Below are 15,180 nucleotides of genomic sequence, written 5' to 3' on the forward strand. Positions count from 1 at the left end.
AGGAAGCATGGTTTTTCGCGCATTTCAGTTCACGTCTTTTGTCTCCAGCCGAACCATGGAAAGTGAAGCAATCCAAAGTCCGATGGCGCCTAGAGTTAATGGAATCACAATAATGGAATTTATGGAAACGCTCGGTCCATTCACACCGGAACACACGACGAGAACCAAGAAAATAGACGACACCATGGTTGCCGTAACCGAGTGCTTTCGCATGCCGAAAAACAGTGGTATTAATGCCATCGCAGCAGCAGACAGCGAACTAATCGTATATTTGATCAGCAATTGAAGTGCTTGATTACCCGTCAGCTCATCCGTGATAAAGGGATAAAAGTGATCTGTTGTCAGCAGGATTGCTCCCATTAGCAAGTTGGTAAACATAATCATGAAAAAGGTAAAGGCAAATACGATAATCAGCTTGGCAGCAATAATTTTGTGACGTTTAATTGGATAGGTGAACATCACATTCATCGTTTTGTTGCTATATTCACTAATAATCAGCTTCGAGATCAATGCCCCTCCAAAAATAATAAAGGTTGCCCGGGCAAAGGTATCAATCAGCATAAAGGAGAGAGGATATGTGATAAAGGCATAATCTTCTGCTCCCCAGTCCACTACACCAATCATGATCAGAAACAACAGAATCCCCACATTGGCGATCGCTGCGTATCCGAAATTACGAGCAAACCGGTGTTTTCGCATTTCTAGAAAAATAAGTTTAAGCAACGTCTCCATCCCCCTTCACCAGGTTAAGAAAGTGTTCCTCCAGCGAATGGGACCGCTTGATAATCGACTCAATCTCAACACCATGCTGAACCAGCCTGCCTGTTAATTGGGAAGGAGATACACCAGGGTCATAAATGCGAACTGTACGATCATCAACCAACTTATAATTGTTCAACTCAAGCTGATGCTCAATAACATAAGTCGCCTTGCGTCCATCCATCACCTGCAGCTCGATATACTCGCTCTGAGTCCCTCGAATACTCTCCATGGACACTTCCTCAACCAGACGACCGCCACGAATCACCCCTACCGTATCGGCAATTTGCTCAATCTCGCCCAGGATATGACTGGAGATCAGGAGAGTAATTCTGTATTCCGTACTGAGGCGTTTGAACAGGTCACGCATTTCTTTAATGCCAACCGGATCGAGCCCGTTGATGGGTTCATCCAGAATGAGGAGCTCCGGTGTTGTAATCAGTGCACGCGCAATACCCAGCCGCTGCTTCATCCCCAGAGAGAAGTCCCGCACCGGTTTCTTGCCGGTATCCTTCAGACCTACACTTTCCATCATATCGCCGATAACCTTCTTGTTATGAAACCCCATATATTCGCAGTGAAGCTCCAAGTTATCTCTGGCGGACAGTTTATCGTAGAAAAAAGGATATTCAATGATGCTGCCTATGCGCTTAAGCACTTCATAAGAGTCAGGGGTAAGTTTCTCCCCAAACATCTCAATCTCCCCTACGGTGGGCTTAACCAGATTGGTCAACATTTTCATTATTGTCGTTTTCCCTGCTCCGTTCGGCCCTAAAAATCCGTATATTTCACCGTACTTGATATTCATATTGACGTTGGATACGACCTCCGTGCCTGCATAGGTTTTGGTCACCCCGATGGTGCGTGCAATATATGTCATCTCTTCTGTTCTCCTTTACGATCCCTGACGGGTTCTTATATCTGTATTGTAAAGAGAAAAGTCTGCTTTTTTATTAATCAAATCTTACAAAAAACTTAAGTTCCTCTATTCACACAAAAAGGCAGGCTAACGAGATGTAAGAGAGATTTTAAATGAGGTCCGCTCATAGGGTACACTGCGCAGCTCAATGCGTCCCCCCATGCGTTCGACAAGTCGTTTCGTGATGGTGAGGCCAAGCCCGCTTCCATGATAGAGACGGTTGCGGGAATCCTCCAGCGTATACATACGTTCAAAAACACGGTCCTGTTCTTTTTCCGGAATGCCTTTACCCTTGTCCCAAATCTGCAGCATGACCTCTCCATGATTCGTTGGTTCAAGCAGCAGGCCCAATACCTTACCGTCCGCCCCATATCGCATTGCATTCGTGATCAGATTATCCAGCACCCGGTCGAGTGCATCCTCATTGCCGGTTACGAAGAGATCATTCTCAGGAATGGACAGCTCCACCTGCAGACCCTGATTCGTTAACATTTCATAAAAGGAGAGCATCTTCACCCGGCATAATTCACTAAGATTTATTCGAGTCAATGCAAGCTCGGTATCCCCTGACTCCAGTTTGGCCAGATCAAAGAAAGAATGGATCAGACGCAGCACCTCCTGCGCTTTATCCTGAATCTTGCTGATCATACCTTCCCGTTCCTGATCGGTTAATGAAGAGCTATGGAGTAGCGTTTCACTATAACCCATCACGACCGTTAGAGGGGTTTTCAAGTCGTGGGAGATGTTGGAGAGCATATTGCGGATCTCCTTCTCCTGATTGGCATAACGGGCACCGGTCCGGTGTGCGTAGTCCAGCAATTCGTTGATATCCCCCAGCAGGAGGCGAATCTGTGCATCGCTGCTAAAGACCAGCAAACGCTCATATGTCCCCTCTTCCAGAATGCCTCCGAGCTTCTGATGAATATATGCCAATTGCCGGCTGCGCTTATTCAGCCTCACAGCGAGTAAAATGACAACCATGAGGAGAGCAACAGTTAAGATGGCCAATAGGATGATCACTTGGACTCCACCTCCAGCTTGTAACCGATCCCCCACAACGTTTTGATATACTGCGGATTCGATGGATCGGTCTCGATCTTTTCGCGCAGCCTCCGCATGTGTACGTTAATAATATTTTCGTCCCCATAATACGGATCATTCCAGACAGAGGCGTAAATCTGTGCTTTCGTAAACACTCTGCCAGGATGCGTAACAAACAGCTTAAGAATGCCAAATTCCTTGGATGTCAGTCTTACAGGGATGCCTTCCCGCTCCACTTCATAGGTTTCCATATCCACGACCAGCCCGCCAATTTCAATCCGTTGATCCTTAGCTGGTGTCGAGGTAACCGAGGGTACTGTATAATTGGCGCGGCGAATGGCCGCCTTGATTCGCGCGGTCAATTCGATGAGGGAGAACGGCTTGCTCAAATAGTCGTCTGCACCTAAACCAAGCCCCAGTGCCTTGTCCACTTCCCCATCCTTTGCAGATAATATTAAGACAGGGACAAGACTGGCAGCTCTGATGGTCTGCAGTACGTCCATGCCGCTTCGCTCCGGCAGCATGAGGTCCAGAATGACCAGATCAAACGCAGGCTCCGCTTCTCGAAACTTATGCTCAGCCTCTAATCCGTCATATGCGTACGTGACGTTGTACCCCTCTTTCTCCAGATATGGCCCAACCATCTCGCTAATTGAACGATCGTCTTCCACAAGCAGCAAACGGTGACTCGACACGTGATTTCCCCCAACTTTTTTGTTTTCTTTTATTACCTCACAGTTCACACGAATTGGCAATGCGTGGAATAACACTCTATCTAATCTCATCTCAAAAAAAAACAAAAAAAGGCAGGATAGCCACCTGTATTCAAGGTGGCTCGCCTGCCATGTCGATCACTAATCCATCTATGTCGTCTCGCTTCGTATCCAGCACAGACCAATCGTACCTGCACCTGCGTGAATACCCACCACAGGGATAAAAGGCATGATTTCCGTCTTCAATCGGGGCAGCAGATCGGCGATTTGCTGCTTGATCGTGTTGGCTTCTTCCTGGTTATCTGCATGCATGATACACACATGTTTTACTTTCTCCATGTCTACCTTAAGCACCTCTAACATGCGCTGTTTGGCTCGCTTGAAGGTACGAATCTTCTCGTTCACGACGACCTTGCCTTCTTCAAATCGCAAGAGCAGATGAATTTTCAACAATTGGCTGAGTACAAGCTGTGTGCCTGAAACCCGCCCACTACGGTGAAGATGCTGCAGACAGGCCGGAATGAGGTAAAAGGACATGTTGTCCATCATCTGTTCGATGTGAAGCTTGATTTCAGATACGGAACATTCCAGTTTCTGCATTTCCACGCCCTGCAAAATCATCTCCCGCAGCGGGTAAGCTCCCGCTCTGGAATCAATTGCCGTTATCGATACTCCAGCAATCTCTGCCGCCTGCATTGAAGTATGCAGCGTTCCGCTAAGTGCAGTTGAGCAGTGAATGGTAATAATCTCATCATACTGACCTTTTAGCGATTCATATAGTTCGATAAACTCACCTATAGGGGGCTGAGAGCTGGTTGCCCTTGCAGCCTCTGTAAGCATCTCATAGAACTGTTCGGATGAGATGTCTTCGGTCTCCCGATAGCATTCCTCTCCAAATACAACGCGCAGCGGTACAATGTATACATGATTTTGCTCTGCAAACAGCGGATCGAGTGTGCTGGTACTGTCGGTAACCCATGCAATTTTTTTCATTCCAACCTTCTCTCTTGCCGGATTGTTGAAGCTGTATCCTCCATCGTCAGGCACATGCCCGGCGGATTATTTTAAATTTGAATAACACTAATTGTAAACGTTTACGTCATTACTCCTTCATTATAAAGGACCTGGCGAACCGATGTCTTGTGGCGCATTATTGAACAGCCCCGTTTCTTCCGGGATATCCCAAAAAAATGTCTTGCCTGTGAAGGAATATATTGGTATGCTGTTGTCCTTCTCTCTTTTTCGCCTTGACTGAAGTGAACGGGACCGCCGTTCAATCCACTTATCGGAGGTGTTATATGCTTTATCTCACTCTGGCTTCCAAAGCCTACGCCCGGAATCTGCAATACCGCGGAGCACACATGGTACATAACCTGGCAAGCGCCATGTTCGGTTACATGTATGCCTGCCTCTGGATCGGTATCGGGGCCGATCACTCTCTCGGGGAATACGGGACACAGGGGATGGTCAGTTACATTGCGTTTACGCAATCCTCTCTCTGGATCTCGGGTTTTCTCACCAATGGACTCGGAATTCCTCTTACAGTCAGGACAGGGCAGATCGCGCTGGATCTGATGAGGCCGGTGCATCTGTTTACTCACCTTATGGCACGCGAATGGGGACAGATTGCCTACCAGTTCGTGTACAAGAGCATTCCAATCTACCTGCTATTCTCTATCGTTTTTTCCCTGCAATGGCCTACGGAGGTCTCAACCCTGTTATTTGCAGCGCTTGGTCTTGCCGGCGCATCCTACTTATCCATCTGCATGAATTACATCATTGGGGTTACTGCCATCTGGACGACCGAATCATCCTGGCTACACTGGGGCAATCATGCCATGATGAATTTGCTGGCTGGTTTCTTCATTCCACTCGAATGGCTTCCTGACTGGCTCGAACGTCTGGCCTGGTTATCACCCTATCCCTTTCTGCTCTATGTTCCTACCCGAATCTATCTCGGTTTTGAAGATGGCTCCTTGCTCTGGGGAACCTTGCTTTGGTGTGTGCTCATGACCCTGATCTGTCTGGTCATCACCCATGTGATGCGCCGCAAAGTGGAGGTGCAGGGCGGATGAAGCGAACTTCCTGGTACCATCTATATAAAATACTGATTCGAACCAGCATCCGCAGCCGGATGCAGTACAAGTTCAATTTTATATTGGCATCCGTTCTGGCCGCACTGATTCAGATCTCCGAATTTCTCATGGTTGCGCTGGTGCTGCATCAGTTTGGTGCGATTAAAGGCTGGTCTCTGCATGAGATCGGTTATCTGTTCGCCATCATGACGTTATCCAAAACACTTTACCGTACCTTCGGCAATGAGGTTCATCATCTGGAGAAATATTTAGTCGGCGGCGAACTGGATCAACTGTTAACGAGGCCCATGCCCGTATTACTTGCCCTGCTGCCGCAAAATTTCCGCATCATGGTCGGCGAAGTGCTTCAGGGAGGATTCATTCTATGCTGGTCTCTGGCAGGCATGATGCACAGCGGGCAGATCGGCTGGACGGTCATTCCCCTCTCTCTGCTGATTATTGTGACCGGAGCCATCATCCTCTTCTCCATTGGACTGGCTACAGCGACGCTGGGATTCTGGACCACACGGATTGAAGAACTGCAGACAATCACTGAAGATGCCGCCCGTACAGCTGCCCAATATCCGCTAACGTTATATCCCAAGTGGATGTCCGGCATTCTGCTGACGGTCATTCCGGTTGGATTCGTCAACTACATCCCCTCCCTGTATCTACTGCGGGGTCAAGGTGGAGCTTGGGTGCTTGCCGCGATTGCGGCTGTAGCTGCTTTGTGTCTGGCAGCCAGTCTGCGCTTCTGGAAATACGGTATCACCAAATATCAAAGCACGGGAAGCTAAGGAGGGATCTTACCATGAACATGATCACAGCGAGGCAGCTGCAAAAAGAATTCAAAACGCCGGTCGTTCGGGAAGGCCGGTTCTCCGGACTCCGGACGTTATTTTCACGCGAATACGTGTCCAAAGAGGCTGTACGTGACATCAGTTTTGACATTCCACAAGGGGAGTTCGTTGGATACATCGGGCCGAATGGTGCCGGTAAGTCAACCACGATCAAAATGTTGACCGGCATCCTCCACCCGACCTCGGGGGAAGTCCTGCTAGCCGGCATGAACCCGCATCAGGAAAGGCTGCAAACCGTAAGGCGACTAGGAGTAGTATTTGGTCAACGCAGCCAGCTCTGGTGGGATCTTCCCGTGAAGGATTCGTATGATATTCTGGCTGAAATGTACGGTGTACCTGCTGAACTCAAAAGGAAACGGTTGTCCCAGTTCGCTGAACTGCTGGACCTTGAATCCTTCTGGGCTACGCCTGTCCGTAAACTCTCACTTGGACAGCGAATGCGTGCAGATCTGGCAGCTTCCATGCTGCATGATCCGGAACTGCTTTTTCTCGATGAACCCACCATTGGGCTGGATGTAAACGCCAAACGGAACATACGTCAGTTTCTGCGGACTCTAAATGAAGAGTTTGGCAAAACGATTTTGCTGACGACGCATGATATGGATGATATCGAGCAGTTATGCAGCCGGGTGATGGTTATCAATCACGGCCGGCTCACATATGACGGTACGATCTCCTCTCTGCGGGATACGATTGGTCTGCCCACAATTATCCGGGTGACTTACCGAGGGGAGTTTCATATTCCGGATGCCATACCTCCTGCCATACAGATTACAGGGGTGGATGGACTGGTCGTAACTGTACAAGTGAACCGGAAAGAATGGAGTACGATGAATATTCTGAAGCTGCTGGAGCAATGGGGCGAGATTATCGATGTGGAGATGCAGGAACCGGATTTCGAAGATATTATCCACCAGGTATACTGATTGGCCCAATTTGGACAGATCTGGATGAGGGCCTGTTCGGATGCCGTTACATGCAAGAAGGACATGACGTACTGTAGTAACGGAGGTGAGGTTCATGCTTGTCACTAAACATGTACTGGCCGCGTCCAGCACACACTCTACTCCCTACTACATGGTGCGTGGTGCAGCGTCTGGCCCCGTGATGGTTGTCACTTCCGGCGTTCATGGAAATGAAACCGCAAGCATGGCTGCTGCGCAAAAACTCGCCGACGATTGCGCAGCAGGACGATTATCCATTCAGCGTGGTCTTCTCATTATTATTCCAAGAGTGAACCAGAAGGCTTATGGCAAAAAAATCAGGGGCAATCCCGATCTGAACAGAACATTTCCACGCCGCTTATCTGCCAAAGCGAAACATCCACTTGCTGCTGCCGTCTTTCGTCTGGCACGCGAACATGGACCGGACTGGTGGATCGACCTGCACGAGGCTAACGGATTGTCACAGCTCAGCTCCCGTGTATTGGGGCAAACCCTGATCACCAATCCCGGAAGCCGTGCTGTTCCAGCATGCAGAAGAATTATTGAACACATGAATCGTTCCATCGCCATTCGTGATCGGCATTTCAACCTGAAGCAGCATGAGCTTCCTGGATCTGCCCGGACAGCTGCAGCCAGATTGCTGCAGGCTCGTTCCGTCACCGTTGAAACCTGCTGGAGCCTGAAGCGATCCGTACGGATCAAGTACCAGACGAGAATTGTACACCACTTTTTGCGGGAAGCAGGGTTTATTTGAAATAAGTAACCTCCCTATTCCATCGTAATATGGAAGGGAGGTTATTATTTTATTCCTCTTTATTGTTACGGAAGGATTGAATGTAGTTATGGATATCCTTTTCCGATGTCATGAGCAAGGCTTCAAGGAACCCTTGCATACGTTGCAGATTCTTAATGTGACTCTCAATGTCTGTGATTCGGTCACGTACCAGCATTTTCAGCTGTTCACTTTCCATATCCTCCTGGCTAAGCAGCTGCAAGTTTTCCTGAATCTCTTTGAGCGAATATCCCAGTGACTGTGCATCCTGAATAAATTTGATTTTGACCAGATAATCCTCTGTATATATTCGATATCCGTTAGATGCCCGGCGGGGAGCAGGCAGTATGCCACTATTCTCGTAATAACGGATGGCGGCCATGCTTATTCCTGTCCGTTTCGCCAATTCGCCTCTCGTCATGGTACCCACAAAGTCTGTCCCACCTTTCCTCCTATTGTTAATTCATCTACTTATTACCTATGCTTGTATATTCGGTATCGTATGCTGTCTCCGGGAAACGGTCTGATGGTCCTTCCAACAGCCCCTGCTGCTCTCCTTTCAGATAGCGGTCGAAGAATGCCAGCGTATACGATCTCGTGATATCCACATTATGCTCTGGCGTCATGCCCCTGGCAAACATTCGGGGCAAGATCAACGAGATATCTGTGAAGCTCTGGTGGAAAAAACCATCCACAGTCAGGTAGTAGGTATCATTCAAGCTATGTGTCATGACATGATCCAAATCCGGTTCAAACTCCGGATAAAACACGTTGTCTTTTTCGGTAGCGTCTGGTGCAAAACTTTTGGCTGTCTCACCTGACATGATATACATAAACGGCTGTTTCATGGCTGTCGTGGAGACGGTCCCCCAGAATCCGCCTTCCAAACTGAGTCCTGCTTTGAAACGGTCATCCTGCGCCAGCGCTTCCGCTGTTGTCGCACCGCCGTAGGAGTGACCAAAGATACCGACACGGTCCAAATCCAGCTTACCTTTCAGTAGTTGATTTGGATCATGTTTATTCCACTGGGTGAGCGTATCCAGTACAAAGCTTGCGTCAGCTGCACGTATGCCTACTCCTTGGACATTATACTGATACAGTTCTTCTGACGTATCGAATTCGGGATTAGCTTCATACGCCACGCCATGCCCGTCCGGAAATGTAACTTGTGCTGATGTGTACGGATGGTCTATCCCCACCACAATGTATCCATGGCTAACCAGTTCTTCAATAGCGGTCATACTTTGGAAACGGGCAGAACGAACCCCTGGAGAGAACAGCAGCACAGGATAACTGCTCTCGGCGGCCGATACCTTTGCACCCGTGACCACATGTGTGGGAATCGTGTCCAGATAGCTAAACACCTGTGGTGGAATACCGAACACGAGGCTGATAGCTTCACCCAGCTCTGCGGGATAATGCTCCAGCGGAAGTCCCTTGGCAGCTTCGTGATCCACTGGATACCAGACATTGATCATAAGTTCTCGCTTGTCTCCTGGCTCAGGCGACTTCGTCTCTTCGCGGGATTCATCCACGAGCTGCTGTTGGAATGTACCGATGGCATACAGGCCGGTTGGTTCAGGCATTGTAAAAGCAGGAAGTAACCAGGTCAGTGCCACTGAACCTGCACTAAGTAGCAATACCATGATAGAAGTCAGCGTGGCTTGGATCCGTGATCTGTGATTCTTTTGTCGAACAACAATCATAACCAAAAGAACCAGGACCAGAAGATATGTAGGCAGCATTTGCACTCGAAATTGCTCTATTACACCGTGCAGCACAGTAAACAAAACCAAAGCAGATATCATAGCCATCCTCATCCCGCGTCTCGGACGAACCAGCATCAATATGGCGACCACAAGAGTTACAAGTACTAAAATCCATTCCAATATTCTCATCGTTCAACCTCCAACATCTCTGTAATACAACAAGGATAAACCTTGAAGCATACTTCAAGGTCAAGGTTAAACTTTTTGACCATATCATTAAGGGGCTGATATGATCTCTTCCAAATCAGGAATTAATAACAGTCATCATTAGAAAACCCGTCATACGTAGTACAGCAGCCCTGATTGGCTTGTACCTCGTCTGGCGGGTTTTCATGTTCAACTGAGCATTCTTTTTTAATCGCCCGAAGCGCTCTCTACAGTTACCTTGGTTCTCGGCATTGCATGCATGGCCCCAGCGGTTACATGGACCTGTACGACATATACGCCCGTTTCCTCGAACGCATAGTTAGCCTCGTAGATTCCATCCCCTGTGGATTGGGCTGTAATCGCTCCCTGAGCTTCCAGATCCTCAGGATTCATTCCTTGATCCACAGCAGGTGCTGCTGGTTCATCTTTTTCATTCCATACCTGAAATTGCACATGGTCTGCATCATCCACGGGCTGACCTCCCTGCGTCAGTTTAATCTGCAGGGCAACATCATCCTGGATGGACACCTTATCCGGTACCATGAGCTGCACCTTAATCATCTCCAGCGTATCTGTACTCTGGGATTGCTCATCGTTGGAGCAGCCCACAGTCGTAAGGAGCAGAATGATAATTAACGGCATGAACCAACGGACTTGTCCACTCATCCATCATCTGTCCTTTCTTATGAAGAAGATTTTGGTGTTTTGCCAATTCCCCACAACATTACAATAATGATGATAAACGCAATCAGGGCAAGCAATGGAATCGTGATGAAACCAAACCAGTTCAAATAGTCGGTATAACAAGGAATTTGCCCACAAGCAACGGAATTGCCAGTAGCTGAATAGATTCGCTGAATCGTAACGTGGTATAACGAGATTCCACCGCCAATGAAACTAAGCGGAAGCACATATTTGGTAATCCCTACATCATCCTTGAAGTAGGCAATTCCAAGTACTATGGTCAGTGGATACATAAAAATTCGCTGGAACCAGCACAGATCACAAGGGATATATCCCTTAATCTCGCTGAAATATAAACTTCCTCCCGTCGCGATGACGGATACGGCCCAAGCAATAAACAGCCGGGTATCCACGTGTCTCGCCGGTCGCTCAGGTTTTGATGATGTACTCATTCATCTGGCCTCCTCTGCATTTTGAAATATCATAATACCTCATTCATGACGCAAGGGCTATTCAAGCCGTTATGTAGGGTGTTACATGATGATCATTATACCAAATATTTGAATAAATTGGTGAAACACAAAAGAGCTGCCTTGCGGGCAGCCCTCCTGCTTCTTTCTGGTTACTCGTTGGTCTACTTCCTATGATTACATCGATTTGGTCAATGTGATGGAACCGTCCTTTTGAGCCCATTTTACGTCCCAGTTCAGAATTTCAGCAATGAAACGCAGGGGTACTTGGGTACGTCCGTCTTTGTTAACAAACACTGTGGAGCCTACGTTCTTCTTCATACCGTTCACTTCCATGACTTTGTTGTTCACCCAGAATACGAGGGTATCATCACCAGCCATAACCGTAACTTCCTGGGCTTTTTTATCCCATTTCACCGTTGCACCAATTCCTTCACTCAGGAAGCGAAGTGGAATGTACGTCGTGTTTTTCCAGAGCACGGGTGTAGTGTCCATGTTGGTCGTTTTATCGTTAATTTTCAGCATTTTGCTGTTCAGCTTCATCCAAACAGTGGTCATGTCCGGAGCTGGCGTTGGTGTTGGGGCAGGTGTCATCGGCTCCTGAAACTTGTCATTGTTCTGAGTCACGATCGCATTACCCAGGGCTTGACCTACACCAAACATCACTTTGAAACCTTCACGATTCGTTGTATATGAAGCATCATAATTGCCGGCTGCATATTGGTCGAGAACTTTCTGTACTTGCTCCTCGTGTGTAGTCAGTGCTTCTTGTCCGGCTGCCTTAGGCAGATTGCCTGCAGTTGCCGAATCGAGGAATGCAGCAAATTCTGTGGTGAAACCATCAATACGCTTCTCTACCGCTGCACGAGCTGCTGCATCATTGTTTTTAACGGCTTTTACATAGTCACTCTGTGCATTAACATGATTGGTTACCCAAATTTTCTCGAAAGCGTTGGCTCCGTCATTACCGTAGATCGAAGCAATGGCTGCTTTGAAATCAGCTGTGTTCCCGGCTTCAGCTGTAACCAGAGCATTCGAGGCAGCTGTCCGTCCATCATATTCCTCTTGCATTTGCAGGGCAGACAGCGCAAAGTGCTCGGAAGCCAGGTGATTCAGAGCAGATCTTAGATCAGCTGCTTTTGTATCGGCTTTGGTGTTCTCGAACTTTTCAGGCATTTGTGTCGTGATTGCCGTGGAGAGCGCTTTACTTACGTCGAACATCTCCTTGAAACCTTCGCGGTACGCCTTGTATGCATCGCTGTAATCTCCGGCTACATATTCATCGAATACTTTTTGCACGAGATCTTCATGTACCTTCAGTGCTTCTTTGGCTGCCGCTTTTGGCAATTTGCCTTCCGTTGCGGTGTTCAGGAATGTGGAGAACTCATCGACAAATCCATTGATGTTATCCTGTGCTTGTTTGATGCCAGCCTGGTTGCCCATTTTGGTTGCTTTCACCAAGTCGTCGGTGTATTTATTATGAGCACGGAAGATACGTTCGAATTCCTTCGCACCTGCATCACCGTACAGGGAGGCGATGGCCGGCTGCATATCCAGGGCATTTTGGTCGAGTGCTTTGTAAGCTGCGTCTGCATCTTTTGCTCCGTCATATGCTTTAGCCATAGCTGTTACCGCCAGTGCAAAATGTTCCGAAAGTAGGTGATCCAAGTTGGCTCTAAGGTCAGCAGCAGGTGTGTTCACGGAAACCTTCATCGTAGTCAGTGGCATCTGTTGTGCAGAAGCAGCCCCTGCGATTCCCGGCATCAAGAGCGTCAAGCTTAGCATGGGTGCGATAAACTTCTTCATTTTCATTTTCATTACGTATTCACTCCTCAATCTAATTTTGTATGCTTTGTTTCCTCGTCGTCGTTTTCAAAGGGTGTAACGCAGGGATCCCTAATCTGGATCACCCCATAGGCAAAAAAAATTCACGGCCTCCGTTTGAGAGAGCCGCGAATCCGCATCACTACTGGTTTTTTTCATAATCATAATCATTTTAATTTATTGTGATCTATTGTTGAAATTGAGTTGTATACACTGTAAGTCATCTGCTTAATTTCCCTTAATCTCACAAATAAAACCTTACATCCCAGGTCATCCTGGGGTACAATAAAGGAGATGAATTATATGCCTTTTGAAGGAGGTTCACTCATGAGTTGGCTGCCTTATCTTTTAATTATTGGTATTGCCTTGTTCGGCGGCATTGCCACCCTGATCATCGGAAATTCCAAAGCCAATCAGACCAGCAACCCCGAATACGACCGCCGAACCAAGCAGAATTTGAGCCGGTTAACCTATGTATACGTTGGTGCAATCGTGCTTGGCATGGGCGGACTGGTCCTTTACCTTGTAAACTAAACGAACTCCCTGGTTCAATTAAGTATGACTTTATATCTGTTCAACATCTCAATCGTTCGTTTTACATATAAGATGACTGGGGAATTCATTCCCCTCTCCTTGATCACCGCCAAGCACCCTCGCAGCATCCATACATGGATCTGTTCACACAAGGCTCCTTTTGATCAATACACCTCATACACATACCCAACTTCAAATTCGAACCACAATGAATGTCGGTCAAGCTTCCCTCTCTCCTTTTCATTTTATTGGTTTCACTATGCTCATAAATAGATTTGCAATGTTTACAAGTTGGAGATAATTCAGAATTATTATCGATAACTTCCGGGTTTAATATAAAGCCATAAGGGACAGCGAGCCCTACAAATGACAATCATAAGTTGATCCTAACATTTTACACGGTACTGCAAACGAAGTGGTAAAGTGTAAATTCGATCAGATCAACTTATACACTGAGCCTAAAGGAGAGTTATATATGATGAAAAAAAACCTGAAGAAATCTGCTGCAGCGATGATGGTTCTTGGCATGACCTTAACAGGAGCTGCTGGTGTATTCGCCGGTACTCAACTGGAGAAAATCTCCGCTTATCTTAATCATGGCATCAGCTTCAATGTAGATGGAGCAGCTTATACACCAACGGATGGCAATGGGAATAAACTTGCACCGATCACTTACAACAATTCAACCTACCTGCCTGTACGTGCCATTGCTGAAGCGCTGCATGTTCCTGTATCGTACGACGGCAAAAAAGGTCAGGTTACCATCGGCGAAGCAGCCAGCAATCCTTCTGCCCTGTCCAATGTAACCTACAGTGCTGCGCAAAAAGAAGCAATTCAAAAAGCATTTGCACAGTTCGATGGTTTTGAAACAGCCTATGCACCTCAGCAAAGTATCCAAGGTGATACGTTTAAAAGCGTTGGCGCCGGGGGTGATGGTGTAAGCTTTGTCTTCACCCATATGAAAGTAAGCATATCTCCACGTGATTACTCGGATGGCTATGACAGCAAAGATGTGAAATTGTCCAATGGAGTAACTGCCAAATGGTACACGCCGGATCAAACGGGCATGCTGACCTTCCTATTGGATGATCGTTATGTAACGCTTAGCTCCCCTGACCATAAGTTGACTCAGGCACAGCTTGCTCAGGTGGCCGTATCTGTCCAAAAGGTGAATAACAACGATCAAGGCATTACCGGGTTTGCCAATGTAAATTACACCAAGGAACAAGCAGCTACCATTCGTAAAGCATTTGCGAAATTCGATGGCTTTGAGACGGCTTACGCGCCTCAGCACATGATTGCCGGAGATGCATTCAAAAGTGTAAGTGCCGGCGGTGATGGCGTTAACTTTGTTTTCAAACATATGAATGTGACGGTATCCCCGAAAGACTACTCGTTCAGCTATGATGGCAAAGAAGTCAAACTGTCTAACGGCGTAAAAGCCAAGTGGTATACACCGGACAAAACAGATCTGCTGACCTTCCAACTGGATGATCGCTATGTTACGCTCAGCTCACCAAATAATGCACTGACACACACACAGCTGGAACAAATGGCCGTATCCGTGCAAAAACTGAAATAAAACGAAACATACTAAAACACACATCATGCTGCTCCTATTAACGGGGGCAGCTTTGATGTGTGTTTTGTCCTATTCCAAACAATATGA

At 47.4% G+C, this 15,180-nt stretch carries 16 protein-coding genes; 6 read left to right on the forward strand and 10 right to left on the reverse strand.

Annotated elements, in window-relative coordinates; translation table 11 throughout:
• Positions 1 to 24: 24 nt before the first annotated feature.
• From F4V51_RS24965 to F4V51_RS24985, 5 genes are all read right to left on the reverse strand, one after another.
• On the reverse strand, positions 25 to 723 hold the full coding sequence (locus F4V51_RS24965) for an ABC transporter permease (RefSeq protein ID WP_162009989.1): 699 nt from the start codon (positions 721 to 723) through the stop codon (positions 25 to 27).
• Positions 716 to 1,639 (reverse strand): ABC transporter ATP-binding protein, encoded by a 924-nt coding sequence (locus tag F4V51_RS24970; protein ID WP_153980008.1) that lies wholly within the window; start codon positions 1,637 to 1,639, stop codon positions 716 to 718. Before F4V51_RS24970 ends, F4V51_RS24965 begins: the two co-directional genes overlap by 8 nt.
• Before the next feature lie 126 nt (positions 1,640 to 1,765).
• On the reverse strand, positions 1,766 to 2,659 hold the full coding sequence (locus tag F4V51_RS24975; protein WP_153980855.1) for a sensor histidine kinase: 894 nt from the start codon (positions 2,657 to 2,659) through the stop codon (positions 1,766 to 1,768).
• A 35-nt stretch (positions 2,660 to 2,694) separates the two neighbouring features.
• Positions 2,695 to 3,363 carry a response regulator transcription factor gene (locus tag F4V51_RS24980; RefSeq protein WP_416226544.1) on the reverse strand — a complete coding sequence of 223 codons (669 nt, stop codon included), beginning with the start codon at positions 3,361 to 3,363 and terminating at the stop codon, positions 2,695 to 2,697.
• 219 nt (positions 3,364 to 3,582) lie between these two features.
• Positions 3,583 to 4,425, reverse strand: coding sequence for a DegV family protein (locus F4V51_RS24985; protein WP_153980009.1), 843 nt, complete (start codon positions 4,423 to 4,425; stop codon positions 3,583 to 3,585).
• A 305-nt stretch (positions 4,426 to 4,730) separates the two neighbouring features.
• Here F4V51_RS24985 and F4V51_RS24990 point away from each other — a divergent pair, with 305 nt between their 5' ends.
• The 4 genes from F4V51_RS24990 to F4V51_RS25005 all read left to right on the forward strand — a co-directional run bounded on the left by F4V51_RS24990 (position 4,731) and on the right by F4V51_RS25005 (position 8,065).
• Complete coding sequence (locus tag F4V51_RS24990) at positions 4,731 to 5,507, forward strand: ABC transporter permease (RefSeq protein WP_153980010.1); 777 nt, start codon at positions 4,731 to 4,733, stop codon at positions 5,505 to 5,507.
• Positions 5,504 to 6,304 (forward strand): ABC transporter permease, encoded by an 801-nt coding sequence (locus tag F4V51_RS24995; RefSeq protein ID WP_153980011.1) that lies wholly within the window; start codon positions 5,504 to 5,506, stop codon positions 6,302 to 6,304. Before F4V51_RS24990 ends, F4V51_RS24995 begins: the two co-directional genes overlap by 4 nt.
• Positions 6,305 to 6,324: 20 nt before the next feature.
• The gene (locus tag F4V51_RS25000) at positions 6,325 to 7,293 is read left to right on the forward strand and encodes an ABC transporter ATP-binding protein (RefSeq protein ID WP_153980857.1); all 969 of its coding nucleotides are present in this window, start codon (positions 6,325 to 6,327) and stop codon (positions 7,291 to 7,293) included.
• 94 nt (positions 7,294 to 7,387) lie between these two features.
• Positions 7,388 to 8,065, forward strand: coding sequence for a succinylglutamate desuccinylase/aspartoacylase family protein (locus F4V51_RS25005; protein ID WP_153980012.1), 678 nt, complete (start codon positions 7,388 to 7,390; stop codon positions 8,063 to 8,065).
• A gap of 49 nt (positions 8,066 to 8,114) precedes the next feature.
• Here F4V51_RS25005 and F4V51_RS25010 read toward each other — a convergent pair whose 3' ends face one another.
• The 5 genes from F4V51_RS25010 to F4V51_RS25030 form a co-directional block, all read right to left on the reverse strand.
• Positions 8,115 to 8,504 carry a MerR family transcriptional regulator gene (locus F4V51_RS25010; protein ID WP_227779975.1) on the reverse strand — a complete coding sequence of 130 codons (390 nt, stop codon included), beginning with the start codon at positions 8,502 to 8,504 and terminating at the stop codon, positions 8,115 to 8,117.
• 46 nt (positions 8,505 to 8,550) lie between these two features.
• Entirely contained in the window at positions 8,551 to 9,981 is a 1,431-nt protein-coding gene (locus F4V51_RS25015; RefSeq protein ID WP_153980014.1) for an alpha/beta hydrolase family protein, read from the reverse strand.
• A 225-nt stretch (positions 9,982 to 10,206) separates the two neighbouring features.
• The gene (locus F4V51_RS25020) at positions 10,207 to 10,665 is read right to left on the reverse strand and encodes a FixH family protein (RefSeq protein ID WP_153980015.1); all 459 of its coding nucleotides are present in this window, start codon (positions 10,663 to 10,665) and stop codon (positions 10,207 to 10,209) included.
• A 17-nt stretch (positions 10,666 to 10,682) separates the two neighbouring features.
• The gene (locus F4V51_RS25025; RefSeq protein ID WP_153980016.1) at positions 10,683 to 11,135 is read right to left on the reverse strand and encodes a disulfide oxidoreductase; all 453 of its coding nucleotides are present in this window, start codon (positions 11,133 to 11,135) and stop codon (positions 10,683 to 10,685) included.
• 195 nt (positions 11,136 to 11,330) lie between these two features.
• Positions 11,331 to 12,965: a copper amine oxidase N-terminal domain-containing protein gene (locus F4V51_RS25030; RefSeq protein WP_153980858.1), complete on the reverse strand. Its 1,635-nt coding sequence runs from the start codon at positions 12,963 to 12,965 to the stop codon at positions 11,331 to 11,333.
• 339 nt (positions 12,966 to 13,304) lie between these two features.
• Between F4V51_RS25030 and F4V51_RS25035 the strand changes: the two genes are divergently transcribed.
• Positions 13,305 to 13,511: a hypothetical protein gene (locus F4V51_RS25035; RefSeq protein ID WP_153980017.1), complete on the forward strand. Its 207-nt coding sequence runs from the start codon at positions 13,305 to 13,307 to the stop codon at positions 13,509 to 13,511.
• A 475-nt stretch (positions 13,512 to 13,986) separates the two neighbouring features.
• Positions 13,987 to 15,093, forward strand: a complete 1,107-nt coding sequence (locus tag F4V51_RS25040) for a stalk domain-containing protein (RefSeq protein ID WP_236146643.1) — start codon at positions 13,987 to 13,989, stop codon at positions 15,091 to 15,093.
• Positions 15,094 to 15,180 lie beyond the last annotated feature (87 nt).

It is taken from the genome of Paenibacillus xylanilyticus, from assembly GCF_009664365.1.
In the GTDB taxonomy this organism is placed as follows: domain Bacteria; phylum Bacillota; class Bacilli; order Paenibacillales; family Paenibacillaceae; genus Paenibacillus; species Paenibacillus xylanilyticus_A.

What these genes read in the sequence shown, in the direction of transcription:
- F4V51_RS24980 (WP_416226544.1), bottom strand. Translation starts at nt 3,363, where the DNA reads ATGGTTGGGCCATATCTGGAGAAAGAGGGGTACAACGTCACGTACGCA.
- F4V51_RS24990 (WP_153980010.1), top strand. Translation starts at nt 4,731, where the DNA reads ATGCTTTATCTCACTCTGGCTTCCAAAGCCTACGCCCGGAATCTGCAA.
- F4V51_RS25020 (WP_153980015.1), bottom strand. Translation starts at nt 10,665, where the DNA reads ATGAGTGGACAAGTCCGTTGGTTCATGCCGTTAATTATCATTCTGCTC.
- F4V51_RS25030 (WP_153980858.1), bottom strand. Translation starts at nt 12,965, where the DNA reads ATGAAAATGAAGAAGTTTATCGCACCCATGCTAAGCTTGACGCTCTTG.
- F4V51_RS25000 (WP_153980857.1), top strand. Translation starts at nt 6,325, where the DNA reads ATGATCACAGCGAGGCAGCTGCAAAAAGAATTCAAAACGCCGGTCGTT.
- F4V51_RS24970 (WP_153980008.1), bottom strand. Translation starts at nt 1,639, where the DNA reads ATGACATATATTGCACGCACCATCGGGGTGACCAAAACCTATGCAGGC.
- F4V51_RS24995 (WP_153980011.1), top strand. Translation starts at nt 5,504, where the DNA reads ATGAAGCGAACTTCCTGGTACCATCTATATAAAATACTGATTCGAACC.
- F4V51_RS25010 (WP_227779975.1), bottom strand. Translation starts at nt 8,504, where the DNA reads ATGACGAGAGGCGAATTGGCGAAACGGACAGGAATAAGCATGGCCGCC.
- F4V51_RS25040 (WP_236146643.1), top strand. Translation starts at nt 13,987, where the DNA reads ATGATGAAAAAAAACCTGAAGAAATCTGCTGCAGCGATGATGGTTCTT.
- F4V51_RS25035 (WP_153980017.1), top strand. Translation starts at nt 13,305, where the DNA reads ATGAGTTGGCTGCCTTATCTTTTAATTATTGGTATTGCCTTGTTCGGC.
- F4V51_RS25015 (WP_153980014.1), bottom strand. Translation starts at nt 9,981, where the DNA reads ATGAGAATATTGGAATGGATTTTAGTACTTGTAACTCTTGTGGTCGCC.
- F4V51_RS24975 (WP_153980855.1), bottom strand. Translation starts at nt 2,659, where the DNA reads ATGGTTGTCATTTTACTCGCTGTGAGGCTGAATAAGCGCAGCCGGCAA.
- F4V51_RS25025 (WP_153980016.1), bottom strand. Translation starts at nt 11,135, where the DNA reads ATGAGTACATCATCAAAACCTGAGCGACCGGCGAGACACGTGGATACC.
- F4V51_RS24985 (WP_153980009.1), bottom strand. Translation starts at nt 4,425, where the DNA reads ATGAAAAAAATTGCATGGGTTACCGACAGTACCAGCACACTCGATCCG.
- F4V51_RS25005 (WP_153980012.1), top strand. Translation starts at nt 7,388, where the DNA reads ATGCTTGTCACTAAACATGTACTGGCCGCGTCCAGCACACACTCTACT.